The following is an 18121-nucleotide window of genomic DNA, read 5'->3' as shown; positions in this document are numbered from 1 at the left end:
CGATCGAATGCAACCGCTCCGCGATAGGTAAAGGGAAATGCCGGAGCCGAGTGCCCTCGACTAGTGCTCGAACCAATAGCCAGAGAAGAGTTCTTCGCATTCTACGAAGAACTTATTGAGGACTGCAAACGGCACGGTTTCACGACAGCCGCCTTCCCCATATGAAAAACCGAAAACGTATACGGGATGAGGTGCCACTACTCGATCGATGCGGTTTGTCCGGAACCAAATGACCAGATCCGCATTTTAACGACAGTAGGCATCGTTTTGGCTCTCCGGTCGTCCGATGTCTGCCCTTGGTGATGGACGAAAGCTCGTGCGGTGGTGGCTCCTTCCGCACGGGCTTTTTTCGTTCGGGTCTGCTACCGCCGATCCCATCGCTCTGCGACGTCCGTTGCCGATCTAACAGACTCAATCCCGATTAGATCGGATGATGGGAAACGATACTCGCCTCCGTCTTGGCTTACTAAGTAAAGGCCGTCCGGTGACAGCATCACCATCGAGCACAAGAACACACGCTCGACATCGTCTTGGAAGACCGTAACGATGTATATGCTGTCCATGTAGATGCCCCGGTCCCCATACGATCATCCCACGTAGTCGAAAGACTGAAACAAATCGAGTCTCGCTAGCAAACAACGTCGTTTATTAGATCAATCGAATATGCTTGCTACAACGGCTTTAAGATCGAGATTTGATTGCCCGGGATAAGTTGAATAAACTTCTGTGCCTCCATTAGACAGACAGCATCTATGATTGCTTCCGGGTCGAACCCCATGTCGATGAGCGGTGCCCCGATGGCGTAGATGTTGACGTTATCGCCCGGCTTCAAATCAAGCTTCCGCAAGCACTTAATGACAGCTTCCACCGCGTCCATGAAGCGCTACTCCCGAACGAACCGTGGCCGCCATCCCCCCGCTCCGTAAGAAACGAACATCGATGCTATCAGTAGCTGTCCATGTAGGAAGGACGCGTCGGCAATGACGTGCCTAAGCGCGGCAACAGCATCGCCTTCGTGCGCGGCCAGTAAGGCTTCCGCATGATCGATCTCAACGTCATTCGTTGTTACGGCTTGGATAATTGCTGACATCTCGCACCTGATCTGGAAGGGTAATGTTCTTGTTGTGTTCTCTTAATTCATATGAGTCAACGGCTTCTTCCGCACAATTAACAATCGGAACTAAACTGACGGTTTGTCATTTCCTCTACAACCATAGGAAAGACTTCATGCCTTATCTGGCCAGTTCCAAAAGACGCACACCCGCCCCGCCCCCCTCGATCAAACCTCACCAAAACCATCTAATGACGGTTGTTTTAATGAGCGTGATGATTGCAGCAGTCTGCTTGACTTCCGCGTTGTTGGCGTAAGCGACAGAGCGATCCCCCCCCCCCCTCACTACTACAACTCACTGACTAAAATTAGCAATTACGAATACTCGCATTAATGGCAAAATTGGTATGATTCGATCAGGGGTTTGAGATGGCCTTCAGTGAAAACGACGTTCCTAACTTAGGGTTCTACAACTGGAACGTGGTGGATAATTGCCTTACAGGCGATGTGATATTCGCCAGTCTCTACGGGTTCACTTTGGATGAGGTGGTTAGAGGTGTGACGATCGAAGACGTCATGGCACGCATCATCCCCGGCGATCGTGAGAGGGTGGCTTTTGAAGTCCACACCGGCATACTCAGTGGTGAGGCTGGCTCCATCTGCTACACCGTATTTGACGGCTTTCGGATGAAGAAGGTCATGTCGATCGGCAGATGCCTACACGATACCACGGGCTTGCCCTCATTCTACACCGGCACGATTTTCGAGCGACCGGATCGGCAGCAGGACGTTCAGACAGAGGTTGCTGGCCATAATGTCGTGCCGTTCCAGCGACTATCTCGCTCGAATGGGGTAGCGCCTTAACAACACCTTGAAAAATATCTTGTTGGCAAAAAGTCATACCTGCGGAACCAGTCACGAACATCTGTAGAATCAACGGGAACCCTGCCTCTTAGCGCGGGCTACTCGTAAACCTCGCAACGCGAGAAGGGGTCCGGTTTGCGTCCCCTAAGCATGAAAATAATGAATTGGGTAAAGATTAGCTTTGCCACCTTATGCAATGGCTATCCTGAAGGTAACTGCTTGACCCTGCCAGATCCGATCGACACCATTGGATACGACTGCCGATCTCTGCGATCCGCTGTATTGATCTGAATGGCGAAGTGAGAAAACTACATCGGGCTGTGTGACCCCGTACCGAACGATATTCCAGTGTCTGAAGTGGTGCACGTCATCAACCGACCACCACGAATTTCGTCAAGATGAATTTCCAGAACCCCTGCCCAGCAAGCAATTCCGGCTGCTATATGCTCGTTATTTCGTCAGATGCCGGAATAGTGCGTCGTACCGAAAATAAAAATGTCGTCAGATTGAGGAAATCTGGAAACCGCTTGACTGACAGGGCACGTCGCACTTTTCGGCAGATCGAAAAGGGGAAGGCTGTCATGGAGACAGAACCTTCCAAGTCGGAGGTCCGGGTTTGGCTTCGGACCAGCCAAAGCACTATCAACGTCACCGTTATGACGCAAGCTCACCAACAGGCTGCTTCAACGATCGGGGACTTGGGAAGGCCAACTCTCATCAGCCTTCCCGTTGAAACGGACGCTCATGCGGGGAGCATGTTGAGGGCAACCGTTCCAGGTAGAGACAATGGTTCTGACGTCCTACCGCTGAACCAGCGTCACTCGTTGCCATAGCCGGAGGAATCAACTCTCGACAACAACATAAGCGTAACAATGAACAGTGTGGGGAACAATGGTCAGATGCGCTTGGTGGCAGCAGATCATCATAGGAAGGATTGTAGCGGAGCATGTCGGGAGCAGGTACCAATTACTGCCGACATGCTCGCTGAGCTACTGGTATTGCGGCACCAGACGCAGCACGAATATGAGTGATTCTGGTTAAGGAAGCATTGTGGGCTGGAAGCCCCGCTATCTCGCGGGATATAGGCGAAGGGCAAGCCGAATAGCCCTGACCTGCCCTCGCCGTTTGAGAAGATCGCAACTTGTAGGGAACGAAGCTTCAAGCCGTCACGATAGATATGACAACGCCTCACAACCTATCAGTGACGGTCAACCCGAGCAAGAGACAGATAATTACCAGTGGAAACCTTCGTGTCCGCCGTCTCCAACGTGAGGCTGATGATCACCGAGCTAACCAAGAAGGCAATGGCTGTGATCTGATACCTTTGCCTTCTTGGAAGCCGACAACGACCGAGACGTTCATGCTTGAAACGCCCGCCCCGGTCGTCACGCATCTCGGCAAGGCGTTGCCAAGACGCTGACTGGTTATCAGGCTTTTGTTTAAGGAATTATTGCGGGCTCATGACCGGTCTTACCCAACCGGTCGTCGTTTTAGCGGGCATGTCGGTAGCCGGTAACTACCAACTCCAACACGCCCGCTCCACCAGCTGGAACGGCATCCCAGAGGCATGTCGCCGACCACGAGGGGGTGTCGTGCTGGCAATGCACTTATATTAGAATATCCTATTAAAAAAGTAACAGCGGCCTTCCTGTGAATGACGCTCCGCCGTCATCTAGCCATTGAAAGCGTTGTTGATACTTCAGCGTGGCCGCATATCTAAGCAGGACAAGGGAGAGACGGGCATGTGCAACCTCTACAATTTCACGACCAACCAGCAGGCCATCAGGGACTTCATCAGCATCACGCGGTTTCGGGAAGGAAACCTGCCACCGTCGATCAACGTCCACCCGGATCGCGAAGGACCGATCATCCGCGTGGACACCGAAGGCGAGCGCGAACTGACGATTTCGACCTGGGGCATGCCGACGCCTGAAGTGCATCTCGACGGTAAGCCAGACCGAGGCGTAACTAACGTTCGCAAGACGTTCCTTCCCCACTGGCAGCAGTGGCTCCGCGTCGAGAACCGCTGCCTCGTTCCCGCGACGGCATTCAGCGAGTACGAACAGTCGGCTGACCCGGCCACGGAAAAGAAGCCGCTTCGGTGGTTCGTCGTCGGCGAGGACAAGCCGCTGTTTATGCTTGCAGGCATCCATACGAAGTGGATCGGCTCACGGGGACCGATCAAGGCGCCGCGCGAGGGAGAACACGACCTCTATGCCTTCCTGACGACCGACCCCAACGAGATCGTAAAACCTATCCATCCGAAGGCCATGCCCGTTATTTTGACAACGGAGGAAGAATGCGAGATTTGGTTGACCGCGCCCTGGAGTGAGGCGAAGGCCCTTCAACGCCCCCTGCCCGCCGACCGAATGATGGTATTGCCGCGTTACACGGAGGTCGGTGGCCTCGGTAGCTTGCCGACATTGACGAAAGACCTGTTCGGCTGATCTTGCGTGGCCACGTCTCTGCGGTAAATTTGGAGCTGGCTGGATCGGCGCTGTAATAACGACCTGCAGAACGTATGCGACATTCCACGTACGACCGGATAATCTAATCGACCGCCGTACGAACCTAGAGTCCCGTAAGGATCTGATCACTTCGAAGAAAAGCCATTGTCGGAATCGCTAAATTAGGTTTTGGTGTTGGTTATAAAGGGGTCTGTCATGGGAAATATGCACAGCGGTCTGATCGAAGTCGTGCTCAACGGTGCAGGGTTCTACTCCTGGTCTTTGACAACGAACAAGCTTACAGCGGATTCGGCATTTGCGGCTATCTACGAGATAAGTGAAGCCGATCTGGCGAAAGGGATTCCAGTCGAATCTATCCTTGAACGTATCGTTGCCGATGATCGCCCTCGCCTTGCCAAGCGCATCCACGAAGTCATTCTTGGAGGGAAACCCTTCGTTTCGCCCTATCGAATCCTGACTAGCGATGGGAGTATGAGATCGCTTCTGAGCATGGGGTCTTGCTCGCACGACGACGACGGTGTGCCCTCGATCTACTCGGGGATCGTGCTTGTAGCAGAGAACGTCGAGATAGGGCTCGAATCTGCCGGGCTCGAAAGCCACATAGGAGCCGCACTCAATCTCGCGAGGAACGACGGACTTGAACTGACCGAACGCTACTTGTCTTCGGCACTACGGTCGCTCTCTTCAGAAAAATCGTAGAACTTACTCAGTTGTCTGAGCACTCGAAGGACCATTTCCCTCTTTTCAATGCGGGCATCCTCATCACCTACGGTACGGATTGAAGCTGTCCGAATTCGTACAATCAACTCCGCCAACTTTTCTTCCTCGTTCATGTGCATACCAATGCTCAGACTTACATGGCCATAGCGTGCATCGCGGTTGAGCTATGGCTGTGACGCAAGTCGTAAGCGAGACAGAACAGCAGTCGAGTTGGCACGGAGTAAAGAGTTCACGCCGATGGGATCGGACGGTTAGTATTATGAAATCGGGTCGTCAGAAGGCCAGTCGTTGGCATGTTCCTTGACGTATCGGGTACCGTCTGCCGCAGAATTGATAATTAGGTTGTCGGACGGTTCGGGGGGCTTCGCCCTAACAAAAGTGGCTTGATCTGCTGATTGCAGAGTCTGTCCATTCCCTTCTGCTAGTATGCCGTCTTGACGTTCTAACTCGCGCTCGACAACTTCATGGGATCGCTCTGCCGGATCTTGCTCTGCTAGTACGGTCTCTTCGATCATTATATTCTCCTTTCCGCATAAACCGACCCGATCATTTTTCGTTCCCTAAAGGAGCGTTGATCATCAGTTGCCGTGCGTCACTCAAGCGACAACGGACTTGGGTTTCCCGGACGGAAGAACGCGAGAGTTCGATAACCGTGCCGTGAAGTGACTCGATGGCTTCTCGACGCCGCCTGCTCGCGGGCGAGATGTTGGCTTTGCGCGTATCCGGGAGTTAGGGGTCAGAGAAGACTTCTGGCAGAGAAGAGATACCTCTTCTGCAGACTTCTGAGTGATGAATGACGGTACGAAACGTAAAGTCGCGGAGCGGTCATGACTGGGCAGGCGAAGGCGAGCCGCCCGTAGCGGCACGATCCAGTTTCGGGAAGTCACTTACAGACAGAAAGCGGTGTGTCGCAACGCCCGAACCGACCGGGCAAACGGCTCATTTCATTGGCGAGAAGTGAGGCTCGCTGCCCGCATGAAGCGTGGTCCGTCTGCAGCGAGCCTCGGCTGCAGTGCCCGGGGTGGGGCACGACGGCACCTGTTGGAGGACGCCTTGCACGGTCAAGAAGGGGCGATCCGACTATCAGAGGAAATCGACGCTGATCCGCGAGAACTGCTCGATCATGCCTGTCGCCTCGGGCTAGAGGGCATTGTCGGCAAAGATCGCGATAGTTCTTATCGATCCGGCCGGAACGGTGATTGGGTCAAAATCAAATGTGTACAATCTGAGGGCTTTTTCATTGTCGGCTACGAGCCGTCAAGCTCGTCGCCGTTCTCGTCGCTCCTGCTGGCTGCGTATCGAAGCGATCAACTGGAGTATGTCGGAAGCGTGGGAACTGGTTTTACGGCCCGCCAAGCGTCCGAACTGCGGTCGATGATGGACCGCCTGACTTGGAAGCGGAAAACGCCCCCTGTGCCCTACGAAGACAAGCGTAACGTTGTCTGGATCGCGCCGACGTTGATAGCCGAGATTGAATATCGAGCGTGGACGACCAATAGGCAACTACGACATGCCTCGTTTAAGGGGCTGCGAGAGCGGCAAGACAACGCGGAGGTCTACCGCCTCGATAGTGAAAACTAGGAGCAAGCCGTGTAACTTCCGATCAACTATATTCAAATGTGGTGGTGGACCTGCGGTAATGGGCAGAGCAAGTTTAAATAAACTTGCTTGTCTGGAGTTGCCTGATGATCCGCTTCTTCTCGGGCTTCGCCCTACTGATTGTCCTTTCGGTTTTTGTGATCCCGACTTTGTTAGTCGCTACCGGCACTCCCCTGGAGGTCGTTTATGTTGTCCCGTTCGCACTCGGTGTCATCATCACGATAAAGCGCCTTAGCGGAAATGAACCTCGAAAAGGCGACGAACTTGCTACCAAGTTTGGGCTGTTAGTGGCAGAGCGGATTAGTAAGACCTTCGATTTACAGCCTCGGTCAGAGCCTACCAGCGAGGAAAGGCTGATCGCGGCGGCTGTGGGAACAGCTGCTGCTATTGGGCTTGTGGTGGTGGCGTATGTTAGTCAGGCGTCTCTCCGCTGGTATCGCGTTGTATTCGGCATGTGGCTTATTGCTATGTTTGTCGCTTGGGCATTGCGACGGCCGGGCTTGCAACCGCCTACGGATGCCGAGTAGCTTGCTCTGGGCAGCCTGCTATCGTCATGCGATGCGGTATCAGCATTTAAATTTTTGGGCGAAACGTAGGCCGTGAGGACCATGAGCAAACGAAACAGACCAGAAATGCTGGTTGGTCGAGTTCTCATGATGACCGGCTTTTTGATCGAATGGCTCTTTTGGAGCTTTGCGGTGACACGCCGTGCTCCAATTCTGTTCGGTGTTATCGGCTCATTCTTAAGTTTTCCCGCATCTCTCTTAATCGATGCGCCTCCCATACTGCTTTGGTGTCTATTCTTTGGTGCGACAACATTCCTTTATCCAGGGCGTCTCCTATTATCGGTGGCAGAGCGGCGCATGGATTTCTGGATGGGCTACGGCTACGAGTTGGCGATGTATCAAAAATACAAGTTCAAGGACTTGAGGCAGAGCTGGTGGTTTAGTCGTTGAGGACACTTCCTTGTATAATGCTGCAGGCGTCTCCTTGAATTTAGCTCGCCCGCTCTGGCCCGAATGCAGAAATCGGCACCTTTGCGCCAAGATCACTGATCGAGCTGATTACGCGGCTTACTCGGCATCTGTTACCGCGTTGATGAACTGCTCCGACTTGGCCGTGGCAAGAGATTACAATCCGTAGTAAATGAAGCCAATGAAAATCAAAGAGAGCTTGGTCGTCTTGCGCCGGTGGGAGCGGCGTCACCCCTTCTTAGGCTTCATCGCCTTCATAATCATCTCCTGCACCACCCTGCCAATATTCTTTGGTACGATCTTCCACCTCTTGTGGCCGAAGGGGTTTTGAATAGAACGGCGGTTACCGTTGTTTTGAAGCAGAATGTGTGACCGCGCTTGGCGAAATTCGGGCGCACCGCCGACGTCTATTAAGCTGAGGCACGTTTTGCAAAGAAACGCAGTTTTGCCGGGACCATTCAAACGCTGTTACTTCGGCGGTTAGAGGGAATAAATGGAAGGTGAGCATAGCTCTTCTGCAAAGTCGTTTGTGACCCGGGTACTTGATGCAGCAGGTAGCCTGGTTATCGCCCACCTCGTAGGAACGTATGTGAGTTGCCTGATAGTGTGTGCACCGGGTGGTTGGGCTGCTCCCATGGCCGCGTGGGTGCTTACAAGCCTAATGCTAATACCTTTGCTTCTTCTGGTCTCGCCATTCGCTGCCGTCTTGCTACTGTTATTGAAGCGGTGTCGCGCAAAAAGGAAGAGGACGTTCGCGATAGCCGGGTTGCTCGCTGGACTTTTGGCCCTAGCGACGCTCATGTGGCTTGCGCCGACACTTTCGACTGAACTCCACCCCGCGCTGATGATAGTTGCCGCATCGTCGGGTGGAGCAGCAGGAGGTTTCCTCTACCGCCTCACAACAACCTTACCGAGTTCGCGCAGGCCAGCAAGGTCCGCTTAGGGGTAAGAGGACTTTGCCTGCTTTGCGCCCAAAAGCCTACCCTGCAACCCCATCAAATTTTGCGGATTCATTCATCACGTCTAATGGCGGTGTCGGTGCTGTGTCGGCGTCTAACCAAAGCGTCCACTCGTCTGTCAAACTTAACGTCCTGCCATATCACCCACAAGAAGAAGGCGATGAACATCAGGCAGTGCAACCGCGTGAACCAAAGCGCTCCAGCGCTCCAGTGGGCCCAAAGAGCGCGACAAGCAGCGCGGCACTAGGATATGAAATGACGTCTTTGATCAAGATAAGCCCTGCTAGGCAGAACCCGATCAGGCCTATTCCCAATACCCTGGAGTTAAATAACTTCTTCACCGAATTGTCCCTGCCACTTTCGGCGGCCATCGAACGCTTTCCTGCAGAACTGCGGTCTGAGCAGTATAGCGGCATTGTCCGAAACCGAAAGTAAGTAGGTTCTTCCGATTTTTAGCTTTCTTGCATCAGTCGGCAGCACACCACGTACCCCAATTGAAACTGGTGGGCCCAAGAACCAATTTCCGCTTCGGGCTGAAAGGCGTCTTCCGCTTCGCACCATAAGCGGTCAGCCGCGTAAATCCCAAGCAATGGCTTTCATATCAACACGAGTTGCGTGGGCGGCTTTCACGGAAGAATACACGCAGAGCAACGTGTCAGGCCCAAATTGTCCGCTTTTCATAAGGTCGGCAAAGTTTGTCTTTTGGGCTGGGCTGAGAGACCTGGCATGATCCAAGATGTATGGGACCACTTCACCCGAACTCTGTTCCGCTGTTTTGCCTTCGACCATGAGGATACCGGACTTGAATAGAGTTTTGGTTGCGAGGTCGGCGACCGCAGTGTCGGCAACAAAAGGTCGAGCAGCAAGGTCGAGGCACCCAGGAAGTGCAGCCGAGATCAGTTCCTGAAGCCGATCAGGCGCACGTTGCGCCATTAGCAGATACTCTCGTGCATATGGGTCTACCGTGTTCCTTGTCGAAACGCCATAGATAGCCAGCGCCCCCGCAACTGCAGAAAAAATCGAAACTGAAAGCAGGATGATGCGCATAAAATCACTCCGAACGGTAGCCAGGCTAAACGCCTACAGTAACCGTGCGATTAAACTGCAGGCTGAACCGAACGAATACTGCGCTGACTGATGCATCTGTGACACCACGACGAAGGACCATTAGACGTCACGACGCTAATGCGCCAGAAGCAGTCATCGGTTGGTTGCAGTCATGCGCTGGGTCGAAACACAAGTTCCTCGCCAACAGATGAGCCGAGCCACTCAGGAACTGCATCCTGAATGGCCTGTCGGCGTTCCTCATTCGTAAGGCCGCGTACTCTCGCATCGACTGCATCTGGATGATGCTCGAAAACCGAAGGCAAAATAGAAATTGCGTTCTCAACTGGTGAACCTAGATCATGGAAGACGGTCATCGATTTTGTGCCAGATGCCCTCCGTATCTCATCCGCTGCTATAAGTTAGCCGCCGAACTGACGATCCGTACGTCACATTCGGTGTCGGCCTTAGTGAGCGAGTAGTTTGGATCAACCGACACTACGATTGGCGTTGCCATGTTGGGCCCTCCACGGAAAAAAGAGACCTTACGACAGAGCCTTGTTGTCCGCAAAGGGCCGATAGCAGAGATTGACTGCTTTGCGCCAATAGCGGTCATCTCGGGTCCGACTTATGTGTAATCCGTTAGGTGTTTTTTAGGACGGGCATCTGGCTTGGGAATTGGCAAAATTACAGGAACCGATGCCCCCTCGATTGCCATTCAGCAGCACTGTGCAACATCACTTGCATCGCTTAAATTCATAACGAACATTCGGAAAATTCGATTGTTGGACTGGACGAATTCAAGACTGCGATCCCATGACCCTAGACCAGTTGCGCATTTTCGCCGAAGTGGCCCGCCATCAGCACATCACCAAAGCCGCCAAGGCGATGCACATGACGCAGTCGGCCGTCAGTGCGGCAATTATCGCGCTGGAGGAACGTCATGGAGTAGCGCTGTTCGACAGGATCGGACGCTCGATCGTTCTCAACCAGGCGGGAACGATCTTTCTCGAACACGCGCTTCAGGTGCTCGCGGAGGCGAAGGCGGCCGAAACCGCGCTAAAGGATTTGACGGGTTTGTTACGCGGTGATCTGTCGGTCATGGCCAGCCAGACCGTCGGTGCCTATTGGCTGCCGTCACGGCTTGCGAGGTTTCATGCGTTTTATCCGGGTCTCGGTATTGATGTCTCAATCGGCAATACGGAGGCGGTGGCGGATGCTGTCGAGACCGGGCGGGTCGAGCTCGGTTTGGCCGAGGGCGTGATCGATCGCTCGACCTTGTCTTCACGCGTGATCGCCACGGACGAGATGATCATCGTCGTTTCACCAACCCATCCCTGGGCCAAAGGCAAAAAGCTGGGCAAGGCGGATTTTGCAGATGCGACATGGGTGCTGCGCGAACCCGGGTCGGGCACGCGTCTCGCCTTCGAGGCGATGATGGCCAAAGAGAAGCTGAAGCTCCAGGCCTTAGATGTTGCGATTGTTCTGCCGGGGAATGAGGCTGTGCTCGGCGCAGTCGAAGCGGGCATGGGGGTAACGCTGACCTCGCGAAGTGCCGCCCAGACAGAACTCAACAGCAACATGCTGGTCGAGGCCAACCATCCTCCGCTTCCACGTCCGTTCTTCCTGATCCGGCACAAGGAACGATATCGCTCGAAGGCAGCCGATGCGTTTGAGACGCTGCTATCAGAGCAGGTCTGATGACCTATCGCGGGCCTGAGACACTCTGGCACGAGCACCGTCGCGACGAGCGGTTGGCCGCACTCGACAGACCGCATACGCGAGCACTGAATGACTACCGAGACCGCCTTCAGCTTGCATCCGGCAGGGATGTGCCGAACTTCGATCCATTCGATGGCGGCGTCCATGCGAGACTGCTGATCCTCCTCGAGACACCCGGGCCAAGTGAGGTCGAATGCCACCGCCGCTTCGTCTCAATCGATAACCCGACCGGCACGGCGAAGAACCTGCGACAGGCGCTGGCTGAGACCGGGATATCGAGAGATAACATCGTTCTGTGGAATGCGGTCCCGTGGGTCCGTGCGACGAGAAAGTCGATCACGGCCAGCGAGCGGCGCGACGGCAAGGAGAAATTTTCTGGCCTCTTACCGCTGCTGCCGGACGTCGAGGTTGCCATTCTCGCGGGATCGGTGGCGAGTGCAGCGATGGAACTGCTCGAGAGTTTCGGTATCAAGGCGATCCTGTCGCCTCATCCGAGCCCGACGCTGATCAATACCTCGATAACGCAGCGTCACCGTCTGCATGAGGCCTTCGAAACGTCGTCCACAATCCTCAATCAATCGAAAATGTCGATTGAAACATCCTGAACTATGCGTTGGAACTGATTGACGTGGTCGCGTATTTTCTCCTCAATAATCAGGAGAGAAGCCATGCAACAGGTTGTTGCCACCACTAAGCCCATCACACACGTCGCAGATGTGCCTATGCAGGGCAATATCATCCGCAACTTTACCCCGAACTGGTTCGCCACCACGATGGGCACCGGTATCCTGTCTGTTGCTCTCGCCCAGTTCCCGGGGCATTTGTGGCTGTTCGCCATGGGCGAGGCGCTCTGGCTGTTCAACATCGTGCTGTTCGCCACCTGCACGGCGCTCTACGCTGCAAGGTGGACGCTCTATTTCCATGAGGCAAGCCGGGTCTTTTCCCATTCGGTCGTATCGATGTTCTTCGGCTGCATCCCTATGGGCCTCGCCACGATCATCAATGGCTTTCTGATTTACGGCATCCCGCATATCGGCGACACGGCGGTAGCAATCGCAACGACGCTGTGGTGGATTGACGTCTCGATGTCGCTTGCCTGCGGCCTCGCCATCCCGTTCATGATGTTCACCCGCCAGTCGCATTCGATCGACCAGATGACCGCAGTCTGGCTGCTGCCGATCGTGGCCAGCGAGGTGGCGGCCGTCAGCGGTGGTCTGCTTCTGCCCCATATCGCCGACGCCCAGACACAGTTGACGGTGCTGATGACCAGCCTGGTTCTGTGGGCCTGTTCGGTCCCGCTTGCCATGAGCGTCCTGGTCATCCTGTTCCTGCGCATGGCCGTCCACAAGCTTCCGCATGTCAACATGGCCGCCTCGAGCTGGCTGGCGCTTGGCCCGATCGGAACCGGAGCCCTCGGCCTTCTCGTGATGAGCCAGACCGGCCCCGCTGTGCTCGCGGCCAATGGATTGGCCAGCGTTGCTCCGGCCTTCGGCGGAGCCAGTTTCCTGGGCGCGATACTTCTGTGGGGCTACGGCATCTGGTGGCTGGCCACTGCCGTCTTGATCACCCTGCGCTACCTTCGCGAGGGCCTGCCCTTCAACATCGGCTGGTGGGGCTACACCTTCCCGCTCGGCGTGTTTTCCGTGGCCACGCTTCGTCTGTCGACGATGGTGCCAATGTCGGCCATCGCAGTCTTCGGAGCGGTTCTGGTCACTGCCCTTGCCTGCATGTGGCTGCTGGTTGCGGCCAAGACGATCAAGGGTGCACTCGACCGCTCCCTCTTTATCGCGCCCTGCCTCAAGGCAGACTGATGATCGAAACACTTCGGCGTCTGCCCATGTCGGAGTGTTTTCTCGAACCGAGCAGGAGAAGATATGACGCTTCGTATTATGGCCGTGATTGTCGGCGGCATTGCGTTGGGATGTGTAGGGTCCGCCAAGGCCGACCCCGTGCAGGGCTTGATGAATCCGGCTGTGCTCCAGGACAGTATCGTTGGAGTGAAGACGGCCCCGGTCACGCTGGTCGTCTATTCCTCCCCGACTTGCAGTCACTGCATCGCCTTCCATGAAAAAGACTTGCCGAAGCTGCAGGAGACGTATGTGGCACCGGGCAAGCTGAAGATCGCCTACCGGCCCTTCGTGCGAAATTCGGCGGATGCCGTCATCTTCATGCTGGCGAATACGCGGGGCCAGGACAGATTCGATGAGACGGTATCGACCTTCATGTCGAAGTCCGATGAGATTGCTTCGGCCTCAAACGCCGAGGATGTGCTGCGCGAGATCGCCGCTAGCATGGGCATCGACCGTGCGGGCTTCGATCGCGCTGTTGCCGATCAGGCCTATCTGGACAAGCTCAATGCCGTGACGACCGAGGCCAGTCAGAAGTTCGGTGTGGCCGGCACGCCATCGTTCTTTGTCAACGGCGAGCGGGTCGAAGTGAAGCGCAGTTTCGACGAGGTCTCCGATGCTATCGCCGCCGCACAAGCCGACTGATCAGAAAGGCCCGATGCAGAGCACCCGGAGCCCAGTCACGGGAACGTGAGCACGGATTGTCCGTCACGTGGGAATGAATCCCGCCTCGGGGGGTTCTTACCCACTCTTGTCGAAAGGAAGACCTCATGCGCGCCAAAGTCACAGTTCTTATCGCAACGGCGGTCGGCATAGGCCTCTGTTCCCTCAGCCCCGCCTTGTCAGAACAGCAGCACCAGCATCATCAGCCCGAACCGGCGGGCGAGAATGAAGCAGCAGATGCGTTCTCGGCAAGCATGAAGGCTGCAATGGAAAAGATGCATGCCGGCATGATGTCGGTTCCTGAGACCGGAAATCCGGACAGGGATTTCCTGGCGCAAATGATCCCGCATCATCAGGGCGCTGTCGATATGGCCAAGGCGGTTCTGGTCAGCACGAAAGACCCGCAAATTCGAAACCTCGCTCAATCGATCATCACCGAGCAGACCTATGAGATTCAACTGATGCACACGATGCTCGATCAGTCGGGCAATCAACCTGCCGCAACTCTGGAGACCGTAAAATGAAACGTTCCATCCTGGTTCTGATGTCCGCACTCGCAGCATCTCCCGCCCTGGCTCTTCCGGACGCCAAGGATCGAGTCTATGCCGCCGACCAGAACAGCAACACGGTTTCCGTCATCGATCCCTCGACGAACACGCTTCTGGGTCTGATCAAGCTAGGTGATCCAAGGCCGAACGTCCTGAGCCCTCTCTACAAGGGCGAGGTCAATGTTCACGGTCTCGGCTTCTCGCCGGACCATAAAACAATCGTTGCTGTCTCCACCGTTACCAATTCGGTGACCTTCATCGATACCGCGACCAACAAGGTGAAGGGTGTGACCTATATCGGCCGCAACCCGCACGAAGCCTTCTTCACACCCGATGGCAAGCATGTCTGGGTGACGGTTCGTGGAGAAGACTACCTGTCGGTCATCGACGCCAAGACGTTCAAGGAGACCGATCGGATCAAGACGGAGAGTGGCCCCGGCATGACGATCTTCGCGCCCGACGGCAAGCGCGCCTTCGTCGCAAACAGCTTCAACCCCGTCGTCCAGGTCTTCGACGTGGCGTCGAAAAAGCTGCTAGCTGCCATCCCGGTCGTGTCGCCCTTCTCGCCGTTCATACAGGTCACGCCCGACGGCAAGGAAGCCTGGCTGACCCACAAGGACGTCGGCAAGGTAACGCGGATCGATACCAAAACCCTCGAGGTCAAGGGTGTTATCGATACCGGCCCGATCACAAACCATCTGGCCTTTGCCAAGACACCCGCTGGCACCCTCGCTTACGTGACCATTGGCGGCGAGAATGTCGTGAAAGTCTACACACTCGACGATGACGCCAAACTGGTCTCCACCATACCGGTCGGTGCGCTTCCGCATGGCATCTGGGGCTCCGGAGACGGCAGCCGTATCTATGTCGGACTGGAGAATGGCGATGCGATCGATGTCATCGACACCGAAAAGCAGACGAAGATCGCCCACATCCCCTCCGGCCAAGCTCCGCAGGCCCTGATCTATGTTCCCGACGCAGTTGTGGGCGGTGATGGCCGTCAAAACTTGGAGCCGCGAAAGGATATGCCCGAGAACATCACCCTCAGGCTCAAGCCCGCAGAGAATATGGAGGGCAGCGGCATGATCGTTTCGCGCAATCTCGGTTTGATCGATATCGTCGACGTCAGCGTTTCCAAGCTGAAGCCGGACACCACTTACACGCTGCTCTTCGAAGGCCAGCCGGAACCGATCGTCGCCTTCAAGACCGATGCCAAGGGAGCCGCGATGGCATCCGCAACCAGCCCCACACGTGCGATCGTCAATGCGGGCGAAGCGTCAACATCTCCCAACGTGATCCTGGTCGAAGGTGCCAAACCATCTAAGGATGCCGTTTTGAAGTCTCGATAGGATTGTCGGTTGGATAGCCGCAGGCGTAGTGCTATTTCGTTAGGCGGCGTGCGCCTGCCGCTATTAAAGCAAGCAGATGACCTGTTTGGGCCAAAATGCGACCTCGGCTTCGAGCCGAAAAGCGGTCCAGCCCATTTCATGGAGAGGAGCGCCGCATAGCGGCGATCCCCAGGATTTGACGATTATTTGACCGCAGAGTTACCGCCGTCCGCGTACAGGGCTGAACCCATGACAAAGCTCGACATGGAGCTGGCGAGGAAGAGGGCCGCATTCGCGATCTCCTCGGGTTGCGCGATGCGTTTCATTGCATGCAGCCCGGCCGCCCATGCCTTCTGGCCTTCGTCACCAGCGATAGGAGTATCCACCCCGCCTGGGATGAGAGCGTTCGCCCTGATGCCCTGGCTTCCGTAATCCGCCGTGATACCCTTCACTAACCCCATCAAGCCCGCTTTCGCAGCGGCATAAACCGCCATGCCCGGAAGCCCAACGCTCGTGCCGACAAAGCTCGATGTAAAGATGATGCTGCCGCCGCCCGCTTGAAGCATTGCGGGAATTTGAACGCGGCTCGCGAGGAAGGCAGAGGTCAGCGTCGTTGAGATCGTATTTTGCCATTCCGGCAACTCGACCTCGGCCAGGGGCTTAACGGGACCGACAGACGCCGCGTTGTTGAAGGCGATGTCCAACCCTCCGAAGGCGTGATAGGCCTCCGCTACCAGCCGCGCATGCGTCTCCGGCAGGCCGACATCGCCCGCAACTGCAACGGCCCGTCCTCCCTCAGCACGAATACTGCCCAAAACATGATCGAGTGCCGCACTGTTTCTTCCGTTGATCACAACCGCCGCCCCTTCGGCGCTGAACAGCAACGCGGCGGCGCGGCCGATACCTGACGATGCACCCGTGACGATAGCTACCTTGTTTTCGAGCAAACCCATGCGTTAGCCTCCATTGTTGAAGGCCGAGCGATACAGACGCACGGACGCTTGACGCCACCCGTTTCCTGCGGAATCGAAGTATTGCAGATCGTCCGTGCAAGAGCCGAAGACGGCCTTGTGGCGCGGCAATATTACACCGAATTGCTGCCCTGTGTTGATACCGACTGGATTTGGGACACATGGCAGAACATCGAAGCATCCAGAGCGAGGTTTGACGCCGGGAGCAGAGCGGCGATTGAATCGGCTACGGTGTCTACGGGTAACAGCTCGGGCCGAGATCGATGGGCCATCTTCAGCCTGACGCAATCCAGCATATACTTTCATAAATCAGGCACCGTCACGGAAACGATGCCTGATCCGAAATCAGTAATTGGCGCTGTAGACCACAGGTACCCAATCATAATTCGTCTCGTCACGTCGGACATGACCAATACCTGGAAAGGCGTGATGAGCCCCTGCGACCAGATATTTTTGATCTGCCGCTTCGGCGAATGCAATCGCGCGTGATTCTGCAGCTCTTGTCTGGTCGACGTCGAAATCGACCGTAACTTCCGGATGGTCATACTGCAGGACGTCGCCATGAGCGACATCACCCCAGAACACGATCTTCTTGCCCTGGCTTTCCAAGATGATGCCGCTGTGGCCTGGAGTATGGCCAGCCCGCAGCACAGAACCAAAGCCGGGCAACGGGGCGGCGTTGTCTGCAAAGGTTCCGAATTTTTTGGCGTTCACGTAGGGTCCAACGCATCTCTCAGCTTGGTCTATCTGCGGGCCCAGCACCCTGTCAGCCTTGGCCTCTGCATCGGCATTGAGCCAGAATTCGGCTTCCCGATAGTTGACGTGCAGGATCGCGTTTTTAAACACAGGTTCGCCGTTGGCGACGAGCCCGCCAGAATGATCGGCGTGGATGTGCGTAAGAATTACGTCGTCTATCTGATCTACCTTGTAGCCAGCAGCCTCGATATTTGAGACGAGCTTGCCGAGCGACGGCCCCATCAGGTCCCCGGTGCCTGCATCGATGAGAACGAGCTTGTCGCCGGTATTGACCAGAAAGGCATTGACCGAGGTTTCGGCTGAACCCGACTGGAAATGACCAGCGAGATAGGTCTCTGCGACACTTTCAGTAATGTTCTTATAAATTTTCGCCATTGGCAGATTCACCGTGCCGTCGGACAGTGCGGTGATCTCGTAGGCACCCAATTTCATCCGGTAAAAGCTTGCGGCCTGTTTACCGATCATTGGTGCCTTGGCTAAAGCGGTGGCAGGCAGGGAAGCGATGACACCCGCAGCAAATGCTGCACCGGTGGTGCTGATGAGAAGTGAGCGTCGGGTCTGCATGTATAACTCCAAGTGGTAGAAGGCTTGAGGGAGACGGCCTTGA

General features: G+C 55.5%; 16 protein-coding genes and 1 pseudogene. 12 read left to right on the top strand and 5 right to left on the bottom strand.

Annotation, left to right across the window (positions count from 1 at the left end):
* Nucleotides 1-670: 670 nt before the first annotated feature.
* On the bottom strand, nt 671-877 hold the full coding sequence (locus tag ASG19_RS08895; protein ID WP_062455387.1) for a hypothetical protein: 207 nt from the start codon (nt 875-877) through the stop codon (nt 671-673).
* Between the two features lie 603 nt (nt 878-1480).
* Here ASG19_RS08895 and ASG19_RS08885 point away from each other — a divergent pair.
* The 3 genes from ASG19_RS08885 (at nt 1481) to ASG19_RS08870 (ending at nt 5082) form a co-directional block, all read left to right on the top strand.
* A complete protein-coding gene (locus tag ASG19_RS08885) occupies nt 1481-1915 on the top strand; it encodes a hypothetical protein (protein WP_062455383.1) in 435 nt (144 codons plus the stop codon).
* 1742 nt (nt 1916-3657) lie between these two features.
* The gene (locus ASG19_RS08875) at nt 3658-4362 is read left to right on the top strand and encodes an SOS response-associated peptidase (protein WP_062455380.1); all 705 of its coding nucleotides are present in this window, start codon (nt 3658-3660) and stop codon (nt 4360-4362) included.
* A gap of 216 nt (nt 4363-4578) precedes the next feature.
* Nucleotides 4579-5082, top strand: a complete 504-nt coding sequence (locus ASG19_RS08870; protein WP_062457861.1) for a PAS domain-containing protein — start codon at nt 4579-4581, stop codon at nt 5080-5082.
* 278 nt (nt 5083-5360) lie between these two features.
* Here the strand turns inward: ASG19_RS08870 and ASG19_RS08865 are convergent, their stop codons facing one another.
* Complete coding sequence (locus ASG19_RS08865; protein WP_062455378.1) at nt 5361-5618, bottom strand: hypothetical protein; 258 nt, start codon at nt 5616-5618, stop codon at nt 5361-5363.
* A gap of 511 nt (nt 5619-6129) precedes the next feature.
* Here ASG19_RS08865 and ASG19_RS08860 point away from each other — a divergent pair.
* The 3 genes and pseudogenes from ASG19_RS08860 to ASG19_RS08850 form a co-directional block, all read left to right on the top strand.
* Nucleotides 6130-6684: pseudogene (locus ASG19_RS08860) on the top strand (ATP-dependent DNA ligase); the annotation flags it as partial.
* A gap of 104 nt (nt 6685-6788) precedes the next feature.
* Nucleotides 6789-7229, top strand: coding sequence for a hypothetical protein (locus ASG19_RS08855; RefSeq protein WP_062455375.1), 441 nt, complete (start codon nt 6789-6791; stop codon nt 7227-7229).
* An 81-nt stretch (nt 7230-7310) separates the two neighbouring features.
* Nucleotides 7311-7658 carry a hypothetical protein gene (locus tag ASG19_RS08850; protein ID WP_156466464.1) on the top strand — a complete coding sequence of 116 codons (348 nt, stop codon included), beginning with the start codon at nt 7311-7313 and terminating at the stop codon, nt 7656-7658.
* A 1544-nt stretch (nt 7659-9202) separates the two neighbouring features.
* Here the strand turns inward: ASG19_RS08850 and ASG19_RS08840 are convergent.
* Nucleotides 9203-9682 (bottom strand): hypothetical protein, encoded by a 480-nt coding sequence (locus ASG19_RS08840; protein WP_062455368.1) that lies wholly within the window; start codon nt 9680-9682, stop codon nt 9203-9205.
* A gap of 813 nt (nt 9683-10495) precedes the next feature.
* Between ASG19_RS08840 and ASG19_RS08835 the strand changes: the two genes are divergently transcribed.
* From ASG19_RS08835 to ASG19_RS08810, 6 genes are all read left to right on the top strand, one after another.
* Nucleotides 10496-11380: a LysR family transcriptional regulator gene (locus tag ASG19_RS08835; protein ID WP_062455366.1), complete on the top strand. Its 885-nt coding sequence runs from the start codon at nt 10496-10498 to the stop codon at nt 11378-11380.
* Nucleotides 11380-12006, top strand: coding sequence for a uracil-DNA glycosylase (locus ASG19_RS08830; RefSeq protein WP_062455364.1), 627 nt, complete (start codon nt 11380-11382; stop codon nt 12004-12006). The genes ASG19_RS08835 and ASG19_RS08830 overlap by 1 nt, the downstream gene beginning before the upstream one ends.
* A gap of 63 nt (nt 12007-12069) precedes the next feature.
* Complete coding sequence (locus ASG19_RS08825) at nt 12070-13212, top strand: TDT family transporter (RefSeq protein WP_062455362.1); 1143 nt, start codon at nt 12070-12072, stop codon at nt 13210-13212.
* A gap of 78 nt (nt 13213-13290) precedes the next feature.
* Nucleotides 13291-13893 carry a thioredoxin domain-containing protein gene (locus tag ASG19_RS08820; RefSeq protein ID WP_162238138.1) on the top strand — a complete coding sequence of 201 codons (603 nt, stop codon included), beginning with the start codon at nt 13291-13293 and terminating at the stop codon, nt 13891-13893.
* A 125-nt stretch (nt 13894-14018) separates the two neighbouring features.
* Nucleotides 14019-14435 (top strand): DUF305 domain-containing protein, encoded by a 417-nt coding sequence (locus ASG19_RS08815; RefSeq protein WP_082476265.1) that lies wholly within the window; start codon nt 14019-14021, stop codon nt 14433-14435.
* Nucleotides 14432-15808 carry a YncE family protein gene (locus ASG19_RS08810; RefSeq protein WP_062455357.1) on the top strand — a complete coding sequence of 459 codons (1377 nt, stop codon included), beginning with the start codon at nt 14432-14434 and terminating at the stop codon, nt 15806-15808. The genes ASG19_RS08815 and ASG19_RS08810 overlap by 4 nt, the downstream gene beginning before the upstream one ends.
* A 182-nt stretch (nt 15809-15990) precedes the next feature.
* Here ASG19_RS08810 and ASG19_RS08805 read toward each other — a convergent pair whose 3' ends face one another.
* Together ASG19_RS08805 and ASG19_RS08800 are read right to left on the bottom strand one after the other, a co-directional pair.
* Nucleotides 15991-16740: an SDR family oxidoreductase gene (locus ASG19_RS08805; protein WP_062455355.1), complete on the bottom strand. Its 750-nt coding sequence runs from the start codon at nt 16738-16740 to the stop codon at nt 15991-15993.
* 363 nt (nt 16741-17103) lie between these two features.
* Nucleotides 17104-18078 (bottom strand): MBL fold metallo-hydrolase, encoded by a 975-nt coding sequence (locus ASG19_RS08800; protein ID WP_062455353.1) that lies wholly within the window; start codon nt 18076-18078, stop codon nt 17104-17106.
* Nucleotides 18079-18121: the final 43 nt, after the last annotated feature.

Source organism: Rhizobium sp. Leaf306, from assembly GCF_001423425.1.
Taxonomy (GTDB): Bacteria; Pseudomonadota; Alphaproteobacteria; order Rhizobiales; family Rhizobiaceae; genus Neorhizobium; species Neorhizobium soli.
This window is presented reverse-complemented; position numbering and strand designations above follow the sequence as displayed.

What these genes read in the sequence shown, in the direction of transcription:
- ASG19_RS08895 (WP_062455387.1), bottom strand. Translation starts at nt 877, where the DNA reads ATGGACGCGGTGGAAGCTGTCATTAAGTGCTTGCGGAAGCTTGATTTG.
- ASG19_RS08885 (WP_062455383.1), top strand. Translation starts at nt 1,481, where the DNA reads ATGGCCTTCAGTGAAAACGACGTTCCTAACTTAGGGTTCTACAACTGG.
- ASG19_RS08875 (WP_062455380.1), top strand. Translation starts at nt 3,658, where the DNA reads ATGTGCAACCTCTACAATTTCACGACCAACCAGCAGGCCATCAGGGAC.
- ASG19_RS08870 (WP_062457861.1), top strand. Translation starts at nt 4,579, where the DNA reads ATGGGAAATATGCACAGCGGTCTGATCGAAGTCGTGCTCAACGGTGCA.
- ASG19_RS08865 (WP_062455378.1), bottom strand. Translation starts at nt 5,618, where the DNA reads ATGATCGAAGAGACCGTACTAGCAGAGCAAGATCCGGCAGAGCGATCC.
- ASG19_RS08855 (WP_062455375.1), top strand. Translation starts at nt 6,789, where the DNA reads ATGATCCGCTTCTTCTCGGGCTTCGCCCTACTGATTGTCCTTTCGGTT.
- ASG19_RS08850 (WP_156466464.1), top strand. Translation starts at nt 7,311, where the DNA reads ATGAGCAAACGAAACAGACCAGAAATGCTGGTTGGTCGAGTTCTCATG.
- ASG19_RS08840 (WP_062455368.1), bottom strand. Translation starts at nt 9,682, where the DNA reads ATGCGCATCATCCTGCTTTCAGTTTCGATTTTTTCTGCAGTTGCGGGG.
- ASG19_RS08835 (WP_062455366.1), top strand. Translation starts at nt 10,496, where the DNA reads ATGACCCTAGACCAGTTGCGCATTTTCGCCGAAGTGGCCCGCCATCAG.
- ASG19_RS08830 (WP_062455364.1), top strand. Translation starts at nt 11,380, where the DNA reads ATGACCTATCGCGGGCCTGAGACACTCTGGCACGAGCACCGTCGCGAC.
- ASG19_RS08825 (WP_062455362.1), top strand. Translation starts at nt 12,070, where the DNA reads ATGCAACAGGTTGTTGCCACCACTAAGCCCATCACACACGTCGCAGAT.
- ASG19_RS08820 (WP_162238138.1), top strand. Translation starts at nt 13,291, where the DNA reads ATGGCCGTGATTGTCGGCGGCATTGCGTTGGGATGTGTAGGGTCCGCC.
- ASG19_RS08815 (WP_082476265.1), top strand. Translation starts at nt 14,019, where the DNA reads ATGCGCGCCAAAGTCACAGTTCTTATCGCAACGGCGGTCGGCATAGGC.
- ASG19_RS08810 (WP_062455357.1), top strand. Translation starts at nt 14,432, where the DNA reads ATGAAACGTTCCATCCTGGTTCTGATGTCCGCACTCGCAGCATCTCCC.
- ASG19_RS08805 (WP_062455355.1), bottom strand. Translation starts at nt 16,740, where the DNA reads ATGGGTTTGCTCGAAAACAAGGTAGCTATCGTCACGGGTGCATCGTCA.
- ASG19_RS08800 (WP_062455353.1), bottom strand. Translation starts at nt 18,078, where the DNA reads ATGCAGACCCGACGCTCACTTCTCATCAGCACCACCGGTGCAGCATTT.